Here is a 14,704-nt window from a genome sequence, read left to right as displayed (position 1 = left end):
CCGTGGTTGGTGTATCGATCGTAAACCTGCACAAGAGGTTCGGGAAAACCGAGGCAGTGAGAGAATTCACCCTGGAGATAAGGGATGGGGAGTTTTTCGTCCTGCTCGGGCCGAGCGGGAGTGGGAAGTCAACAGTATTAAACTGTATAGCGGGAATACTGAGGCCTGATAAAGGGGAAATCTGGATTGGCGATAAACTAGTCGCCTCAGCGGAGAAGAAGATATATATTCCGCCACAGGAGAGAAACCTAGGAATGGTTTTCCAGGATTATGCCTTATACCCCCACATGACAGTGTTCGATAACATAGCATTTCCCTTGAAAGTTAGAGGAGAAAGCCCGGAGACTATTAAGGATAGGGTTACGAATATTTCAGCCATCCTAGGTATTCAACATTTATTGTCTAAGAAGCCGGCGCAGTTGAGCGGTGGGGAGAGGCAAAGGGTTGCCTTAGCGAGAGCTTTAATCAGGAACCCGCCGCTACTCTTAATGGATGAGCCTCTCTCAAACCTTGATGCCAAGTTGAGGGTTTTGATGAGGGTTGAGCTCAAGAAGATACAGAGAGAGTTCAGGAGCACCGTGGTTTACGTTACCCATGACCAGGTGGAGGCTATGAGCATGGGCGACAGAGTGGGTGTGATGTCGTCCGGCGTTCTCCAACAGGTGGCAACCCCTGAGGAGATTTATGAGAAGCCGTTGAACACTTTCATAGCAGGTTTCATTGGAAGCCCGCCTATGAACATGTTTAACTGTAGGATGCAGGATTTTGAAACAGGCACAGTTCTATGCGAGTTCGGAGAGTACAAGCTCCCGGAAGCCTACGGTAGGATTGCGGCTGAGAAGAAGGTGTTAGAGATAGTTTTGGGCGTGAGGCCGGAGCATGTTAAAGTATCGGTTTTCAAGGAAGAAGGAAGCTTTCCAGGGAAGGTGATGTATACTGAGAAGCTTGGGCGTGAACTAGTGGCCCACTTGAAAATCGCAGACACTCGTTTAACAGCTATAATTCCTCCCGAGCAAGCAGAGGTGGCCTCCAGGGAGGAGGTCTGGATCAGTTTCCGCGTGGATAAGCTACATGTTTTCGAGAAACAGTCTGGTAAGAACCTGCTGAACCTGTGACCCCATCCTTAAACAACAAGTTTTAAAAATAAAGCCATCCCAATATTAATTGTGAGTCCTATGTATGTCTGGGCCTTAATAGTTGTCCTAGCCTACCTGTTACTAATGCTTGGGGTCGGGTTCTACGCTGCTAGGTATAAGGTGAAAACTGCTGAAGACCTTGTAATAGCTGGCCGAAGGGTAGGATTATTATTCGTGGCTGCGTCGCTCTCAGCCAATAACATCGGCGGAGGAAGCACCGTGGGCGTGGCTGCTAGGGCGTACGGGGCATGGGGGCTGTCCGCTGGATGGTACATTATGACAGCTGGAATAGCAATGATACCCGTTGGCTACGTCTTCTACTACATGAGGAAAACCCGTGCTTGGACCCTTCCACAAGTCATATCTAAAAGGTTCGGCGCCCCCTCCCACCTAACTACCTCCATTCTTCAAATGATATCTCTCACAACCCTGACGGCTTCGCAAATACTTGCGTCGGGAACTATTTTCTCAGCCCTAACAGGCCTCTCCTTCGAAACCGGCGTGCTCTTAGCAACAATCATCACCATCCTCTACACTATTCTCGGCGGGTTATGGGCTGATGTGATGACGGATTTCGTGCAGTGGCTCATGATAACCCTGGGAATGCTTGTCGCAATACCGTTTATACTAGCCAACGCAGGAGGGTGGGAAAGCGTTGTTGCAAGGCTGCCTGCCGGACACCTAGACTTCTTCAAGCTGGGATACAACAATATTCTGAACCTGACGTTCATGTACATAGTATCTTTCATAACCGGTGCTGAAATGGCCTCGAGAGCCCTTGCGTCCAGGGATGAGAAAATCGCTCTGAAAGGATCAATACTTTCGGGAGTCTTAATGGGCGTGTATGCCTTCATACCAGCTTTAATCGGACTGATAGCGCTGGCCGAGCTTCCAGGCATAAATGCTAGCGAAGCATATGCAAAGGTAATGCTTGGATACGCGCCCGAGCCTGTTGCAGGAATAGCCTTAGCCGCCATTCTAGCAGCAACCATGTCCAGCGCTGACTCAGACATGCTGGGGACAGCTTCAATATTCGCTGTCGACATATGGAAGAGATACATTAGGAAAAACGCTAGCAACAAGGAAATACTGATCCTGACCCGTTTAGGAGTAGTTGTTGTAGGCGTACTAGCAGCTTCAGCAGCCTTGACAAGGTTCGACATAGTGACGATCAACACTTTCGCGTTCATGCTGAGATCCGCGGGACCCTTCGCGCCCTTCGCCCTGGGCTTGATAATGAAGTATGTCACTAAGGAAGCGGGGATTGCTGCGATAATTACCGGGAGCATTGCCGGAGTCTACTGGAGGCTTGCTGGTCAGCCGTACGGGATCGGGGATACCGTGATCGGCGCCCTTGTAGGAGTGATCACCTTCCTAGTATTGATAGCCATCGGGAAAGCTCTCGGGAGGCCTCCTGCCCCGCCACTGGAGGAGGTTGGGGAATAACCCTACCCTGTTTTTCTCCTTTCTGCTTCAATATTGTTTTTAAATGAACAGGCTCTATAAATACCCCTTAGATGCTGCCAAAGGGTGTTTTGAATGATTTTGAGCGACTGGGATATTAAAGTCTACCTTGAGAAAAAACTCCTCGCTATAAGCCCTCTCTACGAGGACACGGTAAGGGAGAATGGTGTGGACCTGAGGTTTGGCAACACGTTCTGCAGGTTCAAGGCCAACGGAAGCATTCTAGACTCCAAGCTGGTTAACGTGGGAGACTTCCTGGAGTGTGTAGAGGTTGGTGACGAGGGCTTCGTGATAAATCCTCACGAGCACGTCCTGGCGACAACTCTTGAATGGGTTGAGATGCCGATAGACCTGGTGGGTCTCGTCAACTTGAGGAGTACTTTCGCCAGGCTCAACCTGTTCATCCCTCCAACCGTGATAGATGCTGGCTTCAAGGGGAACATTACCATTGAAGTTATAGGCGGGAATGTCCCGGTGAGGGTTTACCCTCTGCAACGGTTCCTCCACATAGTCTTCTTAAGGACGAGCAGCCCTGTCTACAAGCCCTACGAGGGGAAGTATCAGGGGCAGGTTAGTGTAACCCCTCCCAAGCCTGACAGCGGTAAGTAAGCAGTCCTCTTCCGACAAGGTTAAGCAAGGTTTTAAACCCCCATTAACTATTAAACGAATACCTAGGTGCCGCCGTAGTATAGCCCGGTCAAGTATGCGGGCCTCTCGAGCCCGTGACACCCTAGGTCCGTTCGAGAAGGGTGCGGGAAACCCGGGTTCAAATCCCGGCGGCGGCACTTCTCCCTAACACTCAAGCAGTACAGGAAGGTCAGGGTTCTCTAAAACAATCCAGCCCGATTCGTCAACCATGTACGTGTTAATGGATTTGAAAACCACTCCTTTCATGGAAGCATTCATCACGGCCTCAAGTATCCTTGGGTCTCCCCTGCAGAACGGTTTAAACCCTTTGACGCGTGGAAGAGCCGCGATGAACACGACGAGGGGCTTGTACTTCTCAGCGAACCGTGCAAGGGTTTCAATCTGTCTCACTCCTCTATCGGTAGGGCAGTCCGGGTATGATGCGTAGTTATCTACTGTTCTCAAGACACTGCTCTTGAGCTCTACAAGCCTTTGCAGACCGTGGCATTCGATAAGGTAGTCTATAACCTCTCCCTCAATCCTATAGTTTCTCTTAACGATGAAGCAGTCCTTAAGCCATGGAATCGAGTTGTCCCGTACCAGTGATTCGAAAACCCTTTGCTGGCTGATAGTGTCTACCACAGCGTATCCATCACCATCTTCAACAGCAATAAGCCTGTAGCTGAGCCTGGGGCCTTTAATCCTGGCGAGGAGGGATTTCCTCCCATTCACCAGGTATTCTTGAAGCCTGCCGGTATTGGTTAAATGAGCCTTCACCGGGGAACCATCTACCTCTACTTCAACCGTGAACCTGTTAACTCTTTTCCTCAGCCAGGCCTTCACCAACCCCTCCAGTTTGAGAACTCTCAAGCCCACCCCTCCCTGCCCTGAGTTTGTTGGCTATTTTCTTAATTCTCTCGTAAATCTCCCTCCTCCAAACTATAAGGATTGTTAGAATCGCTAGCTGCCCGTAGTCTACGTATAGGCTACCCCCGTATGAATCATGCTCAACCACTATTAAAGGGAGCACTGTAACCTTAGCGTACTTCGATATTATGCTAATTACCGTGTAGTGGAGGATGATTAACACGAGGCTGAGCCAGGTGACCACATACCTCCTCCACCCTTTCACACCGGCTAGCAGTATGAAGGCAAGTATTGCAAGCAACAGCACCGCTGAAACTTCCTGTAGAAAGTAAACGTTCGTGCTGGCTAGTGAAACCAATTAATTACCCCCTTCAACCCTTATAGTAGACAGGTGTATTTTAACTTATGAAGGCAATGCTCCTGCGCAACCCAGCCCCTGTTGAAACCAATCCCCTGGAATACGTTAACGTTGAAACCCCTTCTCCGAGGAGCGAGGAAGTCTTGATAAAAATATCGAAATGCGGCGTCTGCAGGACAGACCTCCACATAGTCGAGGGCGAGCTACCTCCTCCAAGACTCCCATTAATCCCTGGGCACCAGGTGATAGGGAGAATCGTTGAGGTTGGAGACGCTGTTGAAGGCGTGGTGCCTGGCGAGCTTGTGGGTGTTCCATGGCTGTACTACGCATGCGGTGAGTGCAGGTATTGTAAAAGGGGTTTGGAAAACCTCTGCGATAAAGCATTGTTCACAGGCTACTCTGTAAACGGGGGTTATGCTGAATACATGGTGGCACACTACAGGTTTATTCATAAAATACCCGGAGGGCTCAGTGAGCTTGAAGCAGCTCCCTTAATGTGCGCCGGAGCCGTAGGCTACAGGTCTTTAAGACTAACCGGCCTCGTGGGCTCGGACGGGGTGTTAGGCTTGTTCGGATACGGGAGCGCGGCGCATTTAATGCTTCAAACAGCTAGGAAGCTGGGGCTACGGGTTTACGTTTTCACGAGCAGTCCGTGGAAAATAGAGCACGCGCTTAAGAACGGGGCTGAGTGGGCTGGGAGAACGGTTGATGAACCGCCGTCAAAACTTGATGCTGCAATAGTTTATGCACCGGCTTCACAAGTGTTCGTGGAAGCTTTGCGGAAGGTTGACAAGGGAGGCAGGGTCGTACTAGGCGAGATATACATGACCCCTATAGAGAGGCTTGAGTATAGGCTACTCTGGGAGGAGAGGGAGGTTAAGACTGTTGCAAACGTGACGAGAAGGGATGTGTCCGAGTTCCTCCAGCTCGCGGTTAAGCACGGGATTAAGCCTGAGGTTAAAGCCTTCAAGCTCGAGGAGGCTAATGAAGCGTTGAAAGAGCTTAAACACGGTCGTAGCCTTGGTCAAATAGTCCTAGACGTCTCCTAGGCTGGGAGCTAGATGACACCGGTCTTGCTTCTATCCACTACACCCTTCCTGCCCGCAACCTCCTTTAGAACTAGGTATGCTATGTAATCAGCCCGCGCCCTTCTAGCCATAAATCTTTGGATAACATTCTTCATGCTCTCGGATAATTCCTTCCTCTCCCTAGCCTCTTTCAAAACCAGCTGAACATCAGCTGGCTCAATCCTCGGCTCCTTCTCCTCACCTGTTAACAAGGATTCAGGAGTGAATGGTTTAACAGAGAGGTCAGCAGATTTTTCACGCAGGTCTACAACTTTACCAGGCTCTTTTTCAATGAATCCTGCAAGCATCCTTAGGTTAGCAGTTCTCAACTGCTTGAGAACCATGCCCCTGTCCTCGACGACAAGCTTGAAGTCCTCGTAGAGGATTTTATCCAGGACCTCTCTCTCAAACTCTAGTATTGCTTGCGGGGGTTTAACGTAAGGTATTGGGGGATAAAGCTCTACCACCGCTCTTGACAAGCCCCCGTCATAGTAGGCTAGCGCCACGAGAAGGCTCGGGGAGAGAGAATCCTCATCCAGTACTTCACTAATGATGCTGAGTGAAAGGGTTTTCAACGCTGGGCTGGGTCTCGGTATGAGTGTCTCAACGCCTTCTATCACTGCCCGGATCTTCTCCTTGGCCAGGACGTAGTCAACCACCCTGAGCATTTCCGCTTTCACAAGGCTCCAGTTAAACTTCAGGGAGACTAGGGTTGAGTAGGCAATATCGTCTATCTCGGATATTAGAATCCTGTCTAAGTCGTCGAAAACGTATTTCTCAACATCCCTTCTAACGCTCAACCAGTCAAGCCTGTCTATGATACCGGCCGCTACGGGCTCGTGGAGCGAGAAGTACTTGTACTCCCCTAGCTTGACGACATCATACATTATTGTTTCAAAAGCTATCCCGTAAAGCCTCCTAAGCAGAACCATCAGCACTGCGAGAGCAAGCCTGAGGAGCTCGGAATCCTCGCTCATTTCAACATCGTAGATGTAGCCGTATGTGAAATCCCTGTACTCACCCCCCGTTGGTGTTGGAACGTAAATAGTCTTCTTATCGTAGAAGACCAGCGGCGTGTCGTCAACGCGGACATACCTGGGCCTCTCAGACCTCACAGTCCAAATACATCTCTCAGGTATCTTCCTATACCTGCCGAAACCGTTCCTGGGGACGTAGACCACGCAGAGCTCCTCGCTCGTTATCCTACCTGTTAACAAATCCTTTATGAGCGAGGGCTTCTCCCCCCAGTTCATCTTCAAGTACTTGTACTCCTCCGCTGCCACTGAGAGGGCGTCATGGGAGTAGAAGTCAATCTCCTTGATCGGTTTCTCTATCACGCTTTTAACGAGCCTGGAGGTTTTCCCATACTCTATGGAAACCACGAGCGCGTCCTCGGAGTAGTCGATGCATCCTGGCTGGAACTTCTCGATCAAGTCTACGTGTCCAATCGGCTCCAGCGGTCTAAGCTCCCCGTTCCTCTCAATATACCTCTTAATCCCGTATGGCGGGGCAAACTCGTAGAAGTTCATCCTCTCGAAAACCCAGTCCAACAGCTCCGTGTTCACCCTATCCTTCAACAGTATCCCGGCCTTGGACAGGGCTTTCTTCTCCAGCTCGTTCAGCTCTCTCCGATACCATGGTGACTTCAGCTTCACCGTGCCCGTGAACAAGTAGATGTAGAGGTTTTCCTCGTTTACAAGGGTTTTCTCAATGCCCAGGCTCAGCCATTTACGGAGGGTTTCAAGCCCGTTGTTCAGCAACTCCCTATCCCATCTCGTGTACGGGATTATAACCGTCTCCGCATACCCCAGCTCCCTCCTCCTCCCCTTCCTCCCCTCCCGTTGATAGAACTCCCGGACATCATCTGGAAGACCGAGGTGGACTATCCTCCTTATCGTGCCTATGTCAATGCCTTGGGAAAGGGTTCTCGGAGAAACCACCACCTTCACCAACCCCTTCCTCGCCTTCTCCTCCACCTCCTCCCTCCTCGCCTTTGAGATTAAGTGGTGGTGGCTTGCAAGCGGGGCCTCCTCCCCAGCATACTGTTTAATGCTTCTCACCAGCTCTTCCGCAGAACTAATGCTTCTCGTGAAAACAAGTGTTACGTAATCATCCTTGAAGAACTCCGTTATTATCTCGGCAGGGTTCACGCTGATGCTTGGAACGTTGTAGCCGAGGCCCTCAAGTATTGAAACAACCCTGTAGGCTTCCTTCTCAAACGACGAGTAGTCTTCGACAAGCTTACTGTAAGCGGCCAGCTCCGGATGTGTCCTAACCGCATCGCTCCACAACCTCCTAACGCTGTTGTAGACCTCCCTCATGTTCTTGCCGAGCACTATGTAGTAATGGTTGGTAATCCTGAACGCCTCGCCCTCAACAACCCGGTACTCCCGCCCCGTCGCCTTCTTCAGGAACTCTCCCATATCCTCCGGGTTGGAAAGAGTTGCAGTTAACACTGCCACCTGGGGCTTGACATCGCTGATATCGCTGAGGATTTGCAGAACACTCATCAATAAAGCCAGGCTTCTCGGATCGTAGAAGTCGAGTTCATCAATAACTATTAAGTCGAGCCTACTGTATAAGCCGGCTAGAACGCCCTGTGTCTTCCTTAAAAGATACTTCTTCAAATCATGCATCAGGAATGCTGGGTTAGAGATGACGATGTTCGAGGATCCAATGGCTTCCCTTAACCATGGCATCCCATGCCTTTTCACGTACTCCTCCTTCTTAATACTGTCTATTTGAATACTCCTCCCATCAACAAGCTTAACGTATTTCTCAATCCTCCTTATCTGGTCATTAGCCAGCGCGAGAGTGGGGTATAGCGCTATGGCTTTGAACCTTTTATCCTCCTTAATCCTGCTCAAAGCATAAAGTATCCATGCCTCCGTTTTCCCGCTACCCGTGCCGGCTTTCAATAAAACGTTGAAACCCTTCATCAACGCCTCATGTGCTTCCAGCTGATGCTTGTAGAGTAGTTTATCCCCCAATTCTATTGATGAAAACTCGGGGAGAACATCCTTAAACCTAAGGCTTGAGTATGAAGGCTCGACAGGCGGGTCTGAGAAGAATATGAAACTATACCCTTTTGACTCTAAAACATTTTTGGCAAACAAACCCATTATCCCCAATCCTTCGCCTTTAAATCAATAAGTGTTTAAACCCTAAATAATTATGGAATCAGTTGCTCAAACCTTTCCGGTTAACAATATGCTTGCCAACCTCTGGTAAACTTCCCCGTCAGTGATCAGTGCTCTAAGCTTAGAGAGGACTTTGTCAACATCGTATTTAACCCTGATGATCCTGAACTCCATGGTCTCGGTGTCGAGCAAGCCGCATGACGCCCTTGGATCCCCATCCCTCGGCTGCCCGACGCTCCCGGGGTTAACTATCCTCACATCTCCAAGGCTAACATCCATGGGTATGTGGGTGTGGCCGGAGACAACGAGTCCTGTAACCCTGCCGCGAAATCCGTGGAGGGTTAACGGGGAAGGGGTAAGCATCCTCATGTAATCGTTGAAGGAGAGGTCGGGGAGCATGTAATCGTAGAGAGGGTTCCGTGGGCTACCGTGGACGATAACGGCCTCCAAGCCTTTTTCAGCAACTCTTTCAACAGGACTGAGGCTCTTAAGCCATTCGACATGCTCCTTACTCACTTTTTTCATTGAAATATTGACTCTCGTGTAAACGCTAAGGTCATGCGTCCTCTCACCACAGCCGCAGTCAACCCCGAAGGCTACGGCGTGATCATGGTTCCCGCGGAGAACGTGCCTGGGGCTGAGCGATCTAACATAATCTATTACTTCATAAGGTTCTGGGCCATAGTCGACAAGATCCCCTAGAACCCAGACCTCATCCCATCTTGGAACATTATTCATCAGCGCTTGCAACGCGTCCATGTTCCCGTGAATATCGGATAACACGAGTATTTTCAGATAAAATCACCGTTAAATAATAACTTGAATTTGGATTAAAGGGTTATCCGTTAATGGCGGGGTTTTTATACTTGAATTATTATTCAAATGAGTTGTGATTCATATGAAAGAGTTGATAATGTGCGTATGCCAGGGCACCTGCCCCTCATTTCAGAAGATGAACGTGTTTGAAGTAGTGAACTACTTCCGAAGAAATAGGAAGGTTGACTTCGCTCTCATTCACCCCCAGCTGTGCGCAACCGATGGTGATAACTTCTGAAGTGAAAGATATAGATTTGTAAACTGGAAGAGTGCACCTGATAGAATTGAGAGATTTCCAGATGCAATAGAAATATATGTAAATGGTGTATTAGAAAAAGTAGATGTTGATAAAATAGCTAGAAGAGACTTCAAAGTACTAGTAGACCCTGGAAACAATGTAGGTTCACTAACAACAACCCTTCTACTCAAGAAACTAGGTGTTAAACCAGTTGTTGTAAATGGAAACCTAGATCCACACCCAGCTAGACTACCAGAGCCAATACCAGAAAACCTAGTAGAAACAATTAAATTAGTAAAACTATATGGATGCGATTTTGGAGTAGCACATGATGGCGATGCCGATAGAGCAATGATTATAGATAATGAAGGTAGATTTCAATGGGGTGATAGAACAGCGCCACTACTAGCTGTCGGAGGTGCCAAGGAGGTTTATAGGCCTCGGCGACTTGAAAGAAGACTTTCTAGTCATAGCAGTAGACTATGATGCAGTCGTCAAAGAAGAAGTAGTAAACACCGCTGACGTCTTCGTTGTAGACGATAAACAACAATACCTAGCAACCAGGGCAAAAGGCCCATACTTCAAAAACTACCCTGATAAAGTAGAACTAGACATGGGAGACATATGCACCAGGAGAATAGAGTACTTGAAGAGCAAACCAAAGAAAGCAGCAGTCTTACTAGAAATAGCATCACACGACGTCGTAGTCACCAAATTAGCATATGAAAAAGCAGTCAAACTTGGCATTGGAGCAACCCTACCACTCTAACCAGCACAACACGGCTAGAGTTAACACGTCTACACCGAGTACATGCGCCTCCAAACCCCAGCAAGACGTGTGAGTTGCTCTATTGTTCTCATTAAAACATAAAATCCCTTAGCGAAACTCTTTCCTCCAAAGTAGCTTACACCCTTCTTCTCAGCTTTAATAAGTGAGTAATTTGGAATAGGATTATATATCAAGTAGCTTTTATCTTTAATGTATGGAATTAATGAATGTATTAGGTTCATTTGAGCTCTACTAACAAAAATTAGGGCATCCGCCATTATGCCTAGTTTATTATAGTACTTCCCAAATACTTCGTTCATCAAAGAAGAAGTTACGACGGAGACTATTTTTCGTCTCCTTTCAAGTATTTCATGGAGTATGAAAGATCGTAGTGTTGCAGGTCCTACTCTATCTCTGGCAAAATCATACATTAAGGATGTAGAGCATGCAATGGAGTAATTATGTATATGGGCAACAACTGGTTTTTATGCATTTTTGCAATCGGTATTGCACTATACCAACAGCCTGGAATATAAACTACATCGCTTTCTTTAATCAGTTTTTGATTAAAGTCTTTCAATAGAATTCCCATATTAACGAGTGTATCGTACCTGCTACCGAGCGCTATCTTCATTGGAATTCTAAATATCGTTAGATTCTTGTTCACTAATTCCGTAGATGGTTCGCCGGGGAATTGACGAGTTACAACTTTAATCTTAATTCCTTCTTCCTCACTGAGTAGCTTTAAATACAACCACGTTGCTAATTCAGCACCTCCACCGTGAGGATAGAATAGTTCTGAGAATACTGCCATTTTCATATTTGTACGCCATACATGAAATTGTTAATACGTCAAAGTTTTCTAAACTTCTTAGTTTTCAAGAGACGATCTCTTATAACATGCAATATTATAAAATACAATTTTTTCTCAATAACATCTCGACTGTATCTAGTAGCTATAATGTTTTGTAATACTTGACCCATGTGTTTATACTCGTCGTAATGTTCGAGTAAGTGTCTGACTAAATAGATGAATTCTTGTTTATTTCTAGCCAGTAAGGCATTATTCTCGTTAAGTTCAGGTATGCCCTCTCTCAGAAATTTAGTACCGACAATAGGTTTACCAACAGCCATAGCATCTAACACCTTTACAATTATTCCAACACCTGTCCAGATGGGACATATGAATGCGTCAACAGTATTTAAAACTTCGTATATGTCTGGAACAAACCCTAGATATTTTACTTTTCTGTGGAGAGGTCCAACTAATTGCTCGATAGGAACTGGGCTACGGCCACATATATATATTTCTACGTTTTCTATGTTATCAATCGCTGGTGCTAATTCATTGTTTATAAATCGTAGAGCTTCAACGTTTGGCTCGTAGTTGTAATTACCAAAGAAAAGTAGAGTCTTTTTACCCTTGGGAATAGGTATGTTCGTGGAGGGATTCATTATAGCTCTTTTTACTTTTTCGAGATCTATAAAGCTTGGAATTACATATATTTTCCCAGGAGGAACTCCTTGGTTAATGTAACATCGTCTGTCAAATTCCGAAACAACCAGTAAGACCGAACACTTTTTCGCCAAGAATATGTCTAAGAACGTTATGTAGAGTCTGTAATAGAGGGGATTTCTAAGTCTTATACACTGTAGGTATTTGTTTCCATGGCTATCGTAAATAAAAGGTACTCTTAAAATCTTGGAAAGTATAAATCCAACCAATGCATATTCCGGTTCTTCACAAAATATAAGTGTTATGAAGTTTCGTGAACCCATCTTAATTCCGTTTAAGATCATAATAATTCTCTCTGTAATCCATTCAAGAATCCATATAATTCCATATACAATTCTATTCTTATAATAGATTGAACGACGTCTACATAGGGGCTTCAATCCCACTAAGTCAAAATATTTTGACAAAATTCTAATTAGTGAAGGAACTCGTTCACTTGTTTTGTCTTCTGTGAATGGGATGAACATAATTTTTATTCGTTCTTTCTCAGACAGGATATCTTATCACCGCAAGTTTTTACTTCGCGCCATATAGTTAAATAATCTCAGTGCTAACTTATTAATGCGATGAAATGCCTAAATAGTTCAGCCATAAATGCAAAGTAAGCTACATACATATAAATTATAAATTTTGTAATACTAACATTTAGATACTACTTGCCATCCAATTTTCGGATAACGTACTTTTGATCGTATTTTTAAATCTAAGTAACAATGATGAGGCTAATAGTATTAAACCTAATAATGGCTTTCTTGTTAGCAAAAACACGAAAAAGAATACAATGCAAAGTATATGAAATAATACGCTGATAGTATCTTTTAACATTGCTCTTCCGTATTTAATAAATGCACGAGCCCTTGAAGCGCCCATTTTCCAGATAATCTTTTAATGTAAAAGGCCGTGATTGATGATATACTACGGCTTTCTTGTTATAAACTATTTGTATGCGATGTTTTTCCACACGTAGAAGAAAATCTCGATCTTCGCTGCCAATATCAAAAAAGACCAAACAGTCCTACGATAGACAGCAATTCACGTCTTATTGCCATTATAGCAGTAGTATATTTCGGCCTACTCAGGTAAATTAAGTCGTTAGGCTGAAGAAGTCTATTTTTCTGATAGTCGATTTTCTACGCAATAATAGTTTGCTAAGCCATTTGTTCCCAAAATAAGAAATTGTTGAATCATTACATCTTTCTGTGTTATGAATACGCTGCATATGTTTTCTATAAATTGTGAATATACACGAGCATCTGTGTCAATAAATGTAATGATATCAAATACAATGATATTGCCTATAGAAGCTCTAATCCCGATGTTTCCGGCTGTGGCATAATGACTTATGTTTTGAGAAGTCCCTCTATATCTTGAACTACTATTCTTATTAAATTACCGCTATTAGAATTCATGAATAATTTGATCGCATCGATTATTGTATCTTTAAGTGAAGGTACATCGACAATTATTTCGTGGGTTTCCATGTTTGTTTAAGTAAAGAGCATAAGGTATAACCTATCGTCTTTTATGCGTTCTTTGCTATAATATAACACCCACGCATATGTTTTCCACAGTCCCAACCATCTAAATAACTAACCCATGTAATCTTTTGTTTTACCTTTTATTTTATTACGGAGAGCTATTATTATTGCTTCAGCTAAACCCTTAACGGCATGTTCATACGTGTAAGCGTTTTCTACGATTTTCTTAGAAGCTAGTCCCATCTTTTCTCTCAAATCCTTGTCCAAGACTAAGCTTTTCAGGGCATTATATGAAGCATCTACGTCTTTTTCTGGAATGATATAACCATTAACTCCATGTTGAACTACGTCGGGAGCAGAACCAACAGCTGTGGTAACAATAACGGGTTTTCCAACTGACATAGCTTCAACTACGCCTAAAGGCCACTCCTCGGGTAGTTCTAGTGTAATTGAAGGATAAACATAAATATCTGCCGCCAAGAAATAGCCTGGTTTAACATCTTCGGACACGGCACCGATAAATACAACGTTTTTCACTTTCAATTCTTTACATAGGTTTTCTAAATTATGTCTTTCAGGTCCATCTCCAGCTATAATTAAGACTACGTCTTCAACTTCTCTCTAATTTTGCAAATGCTTTAATTAAATAATCCACACCTTTTTTCTTTATCAATCTACCAAAGTACAATATGATAACTTTACCGCTGAATTTATCGCGAATACGTCTAGCAGACTCTATATTTTCGGGAGTCGGTTGAAGTATACTTGTATAGAAGTGCACAATTTTGATTTTTTCTCTAGGTATACCTAGTGATCGCCAATAGACATACGCTCGTTTACCTGGACAAATTATTAAGTCGGTTTTAGAACACATCAATTTATTTATGGGCCACATTAATTTAGAGATAAGTGTGCTAGGCCAGTACCAGTGCGTTTCTTCAATTATCACGGGAATACGTAAAAGCTTAGCCATGAGAAATGCTGGTATAGACTCTAAAACAGGAATACCTGTCGTAATTATTACATTAAAACGACCTTTCAATATACAATGTATAAGACCAAGAAATATTTGAAAACCATCTAAGAGATAAACGCGCCTAAAGCTAATTGGTAGTTCACGACGCTTAGTCCAACTCTACGAAATAACATCACAAATCTCTCTCAATCTTATAATAAGAGGTGATTCACCTTTAAGGTAGTACCCACTAGAAAAACGTGTGATGGGAGG

At 45.0% G+C, this 14,704-nt stretch carries 15 protein-coding genes, 1 tRNA gene and 1 pseudogene; 8 read left to right on the top strand and 9 right to left on the bottom strand.

Annotation, left to right across the window (positions count from 1 at the left end):
• Positions 1 to 2: 2 nt before the first annotated feature.
• The 4 genes from IMZ38_RS02330 (at position 3) to IMZ38_RS02315 (ending at position 3,385) form a co-directional block, all read left to right on the top strand.
• Complete coding sequence (locus IMZ38_RS02330) at positions 3 to 1,115, top strand: ABC transporter ATP-binding protein (RefSeq protein ID WP_193436578.1); 1,113 nt, start codon at positions 3 to 5, stop codon at positions 1,113 to 1,115.
• 60 nt (positions 1,116 to 1,175) lie between these two features.
• Positions 1,176 to 2,582 (top strand): sodium:solute symporter family protein, encoded by a 1,407-nt coding sequence (locus tag IMZ38_RS02325; protein ID WP_193436882.1) that lies wholly within the window; start codon positions 1,176 to 1,178, stop codon positions 2,580 to 2,582.
• A gap of 93 nt (positions 2,583 to 2,675) precedes the next feature.
• The gene (gene dcd / locus IMZ38_RS02320; RefSeq protein WP_193436577.1) at positions 2,676 to 3,209 is read left to right on the top strand and encodes a dCTP deaminase; all 534 of its coding nucleotides are present in this window, start codon (positions 2,676 to 2,678) and stop codon (positions 3,207 to 3,209) included.
• A gap of 68 nt (positions 3,210 to 3,277) precedes the next feature.
• Positions 3,278 to 3,385: transfer RNA gene (locus IMZ38_RS02315), tRNA-Glu, on the top strand.
• A gap of 7 nt (positions 3,386 to 3,392) precedes the next feature.
• Here the strand turns inward: IMZ38_RS02315 and sfsA are convergent.
• Together sfsA and IMZ38_RS02305 are read right to left on the bottom strand one after the other, a co-directional pair.
• Positions 3,393 to 4,103 carry a DNA/RNA nuclease SfsA gene (sfsA, locus tag IMZ38_RS02310; RefSeq protein WP_227410904.1) on the bottom strand — a complete coding sequence of 237 codons (711 nt, stop codon included), beginning with the start codon at positions 4,101 to 4,103 and terminating at the stop codon, positions 3,393 to 3,395.
• Positions 4,042 to 4,452: a hypothetical protein gene (locus tag IMZ38_RS02305; protein WP_193436575.1), complete on the bottom strand. Its 411-nt coding sequence runs from the start codon at positions 4,450 to 4,452 to the stop codon at positions 4,042 to 4,044. Before IMZ38_RS02305 ends, sfsA begins: the two co-directional genes overlap by 62 nt.
• Positions 4,453 to 4,499: 47 nt before the next feature.
• Here IMZ38_RS02305 and IMZ38_RS02300 point away from each other — a divergent pair, with 47 nt between their 5' ends.
• Positions 4,500 to 5,501 carry a zinc-dependent alcohol dehydrogenase family protein gene (locus IMZ38_RS02300; RefSeq protein ID WP_193436574.1) on the top strand — a complete coding sequence of 334 codons (1,002 nt, stop codon included), beginning with the start codon at positions 4,500 to 4,502 and terminating at the stop codon, positions 5,499 to 5,501.
• Between the two features lie 8 nt (positions 5,502 to 5,509).
• On the opposite strand, the gene IMZ38_RS02295 is transcribed toward IMZ38_RS02300, so the two are convergent.
• Both IMZ38_RS02295 and IMZ38_RS02290 read right to left on the bottom strand, forming a co-directional pair.
• On the bottom strand, positions 5,510 to 8,641 hold the full coding sequence (locus tag IMZ38_RS02295) for a DEAD/DEAH box helicase (protein ID WP_193436881.1): 3,132 nt from the start codon (positions 8,639 to 8,641) through the stop codon (positions 5,510 to 5,512).
• Positions 8,642 to 8,707: 66 nt separating this feature from the next.
• The gene (locus IMZ38_RS02290) at positions 8,708 to 9,442 is read right to left on the bottom strand and encodes a metallophosphoesterase family protein (protein WP_227410903.1); all 735 of its coding nucleotides are present in this window, start codon (positions 9,440 to 9,442) and stop codon (positions 8,708 to 8,710) included.
• Positions 9,443 to 9,557: 115 nt separating this feature from the next.
• On the opposite strand from IMZ38_RS02290, the pseudogene IMZ38_RS07385 reads away from it, so the two are divergent.
• The 3 genes and pseudogenes from IMZ38_RS07385 to IMZ38_RS02280 all read left to right on the top strand — a co-directional run.
• Positions 9,558 to 9,710, top strand: a pseudogene (locus tag IMZ38_RS07385) (heterodisulfide reductase subunit A-like protein); the annotation flags it as partial.
• Between the two features lie 48 nt (positions 9,711 to 9,758).
• Entirely contained in the window at positions 9,759 to 10,199 is a 441-nt protein-coding gene (locus IMZ38_RS02285) for a phosphohexomutase domain-containing protein (protein ID WP_193436879.1), read from the top strand.
• On the top strand, positions 10,132 to 10,482 hold the full coding sequence (locus tag IMZ38_RS02280) for a hypothetical protein (RefSeq protein WP_193436573.1): 351 nt from the start codon (positions 10,132 to 10,134) through the stop codon (positions 10,480 to 10,482). The genes IMZ38_RS02285 and IMZ38_RS02280 overlap by 68 nt, the downstream gene beginning before the upstream one ends.
• A 29-nt stretch (positions 10,483 to 10,511) precedes the next feature.
• On the opposite strand, the gene IMZ38_RS02275 is transcribed toward IMZ38_RS02280, so the two are convergent.
• From IMZ38_RS02275 to IMZ38_RS07360, 5 genes are all read right to left on the bottom strand, one after another.
• The gene (locus IMZ38_RS02275; protein ID WP_193436572.1) at positions 10,512 to 10,913 is read right to left on the bottom strand and encodes a glycosyltransferase family protein; all 402 of its coding nucleotides are present in this window, start codon (positions 10,911 to 10,913) and stop codon (positions 10,512 to 10,514) included.
• A complete protein-coding gene (locus IMZ38_RS02270) occupies positions 10,913 to 11,302 on the bottom strand; it encodes a hypothetical protein (RefSeq protein WP_193436571.1) in 390 nt (129 codons plus the stop codon). The genes IMZ38_RS02275 and IMZ38_RS02270 overlap by 1 nt, the downstream gene beginning before the upstream one ends.
• Before the next feature lie 32 nt (positions 11,303 to 11,334).
• Positions 11,335 to 12,465, bottom strand: coding sequence for a glycosyltransferase family 4 protein (locus tag IMZ38_RS02265; protein WP_193436570.1), 1,131 nt, complete (start codon positions 12,463 to 12,465; stop codon positions 11,335 to 11,337).
• A 1,122-nt stretch (positions 12,466 to 13,587) separates the two neighbouring features.
• Positions 13,588 to 14,073, bottom strand: a complete 486-nt coding sequence (locus IMZ38_RS07365; protein WP_193436878.1) for a glycosyltransferase family 4 protein — start codon at positions 14,071 to 14,073, stop codon at positions 13,588 to 13,590.
• Between the two features lie 13 nt (positions 14,074 to 14,086).
• A complete protein-coding gene (locus IMZ38_RS07360; protein WP_193436569.1) occupies positions 14,087 to 14,518 on the bottom strand; it encodes a glycosyltransferase in 432 nt (143 codons plus the stop codon).
• Positions 14,519 to 14,704 lie beyond the last annotated feature (186 nt).

This window comes from Thermosphaera aggregans, assembly GCF_014962245.1.
Classification (GTDB): Archaea; Thermoproteota; Thermoprotei_A; order Sulfolobales; family Desulfurococcaceae; genus Thermosphaera; species Thermosphaera chiliense.
The sequence above is the reverse complement of the archived record's forward strand: the minus strand, read 5'-3'. Positions and strand labels throughout refer to the sequence as shown.

Bases quoted from the DNA above. Each gene is read 5' to 3' on its own strand.
- IMZ38_RS02265 (WP_193436570.1), bottom strand. From the start codon at position 12,465: ATGTTCATCCCATTCACAGAAGACAAAACAAGTGAACGAGTTCCTTCA.
- IMZ38_RS02295 (WP_193436881.1), bottom strand. From the start codon at position 8,641: ATGGGTTTGTTTGCCAAAAATGTTTTAGAGTCAAAAGGGTATAGTTTC.
- dcd (WP_193436577.1), top strand. From the start codon at position 2,676: ATGATTTTGAGCGACTGGGATATTAAAGTCTACCTTGAGAAAAAACTC.
- IMZ38_RS02300 (WP_193436574.1), top strand. From the start codon at position 4,500: ATGAAGGCAATGCTCCTGCGCAACCCAGCCCCTGTTGAAACCAATCCC.
- IMZ38_RS02275 (WP_193436572.1), bottom strand. From the start codon at position 10,913: ATGTATGATTTTGCCAGAGATAGAGTAGGACCTGCAACACTACGATCT.
- IMZ38_RS02270 (WP_193436571.1), bottom strand. From the start codon at position 11,302: ATGAAAATGGCAGTATTCTCAGAACTATTCTATCCTCACGGTGGAGGT.
- IMZ38_RS02325 (WP_193436882.1), top strand. From the start codon at position 1,176: ATGTATGTCTGGGCCTTAATAGTTGTCCTAGCCTACCTGTTACTAATG.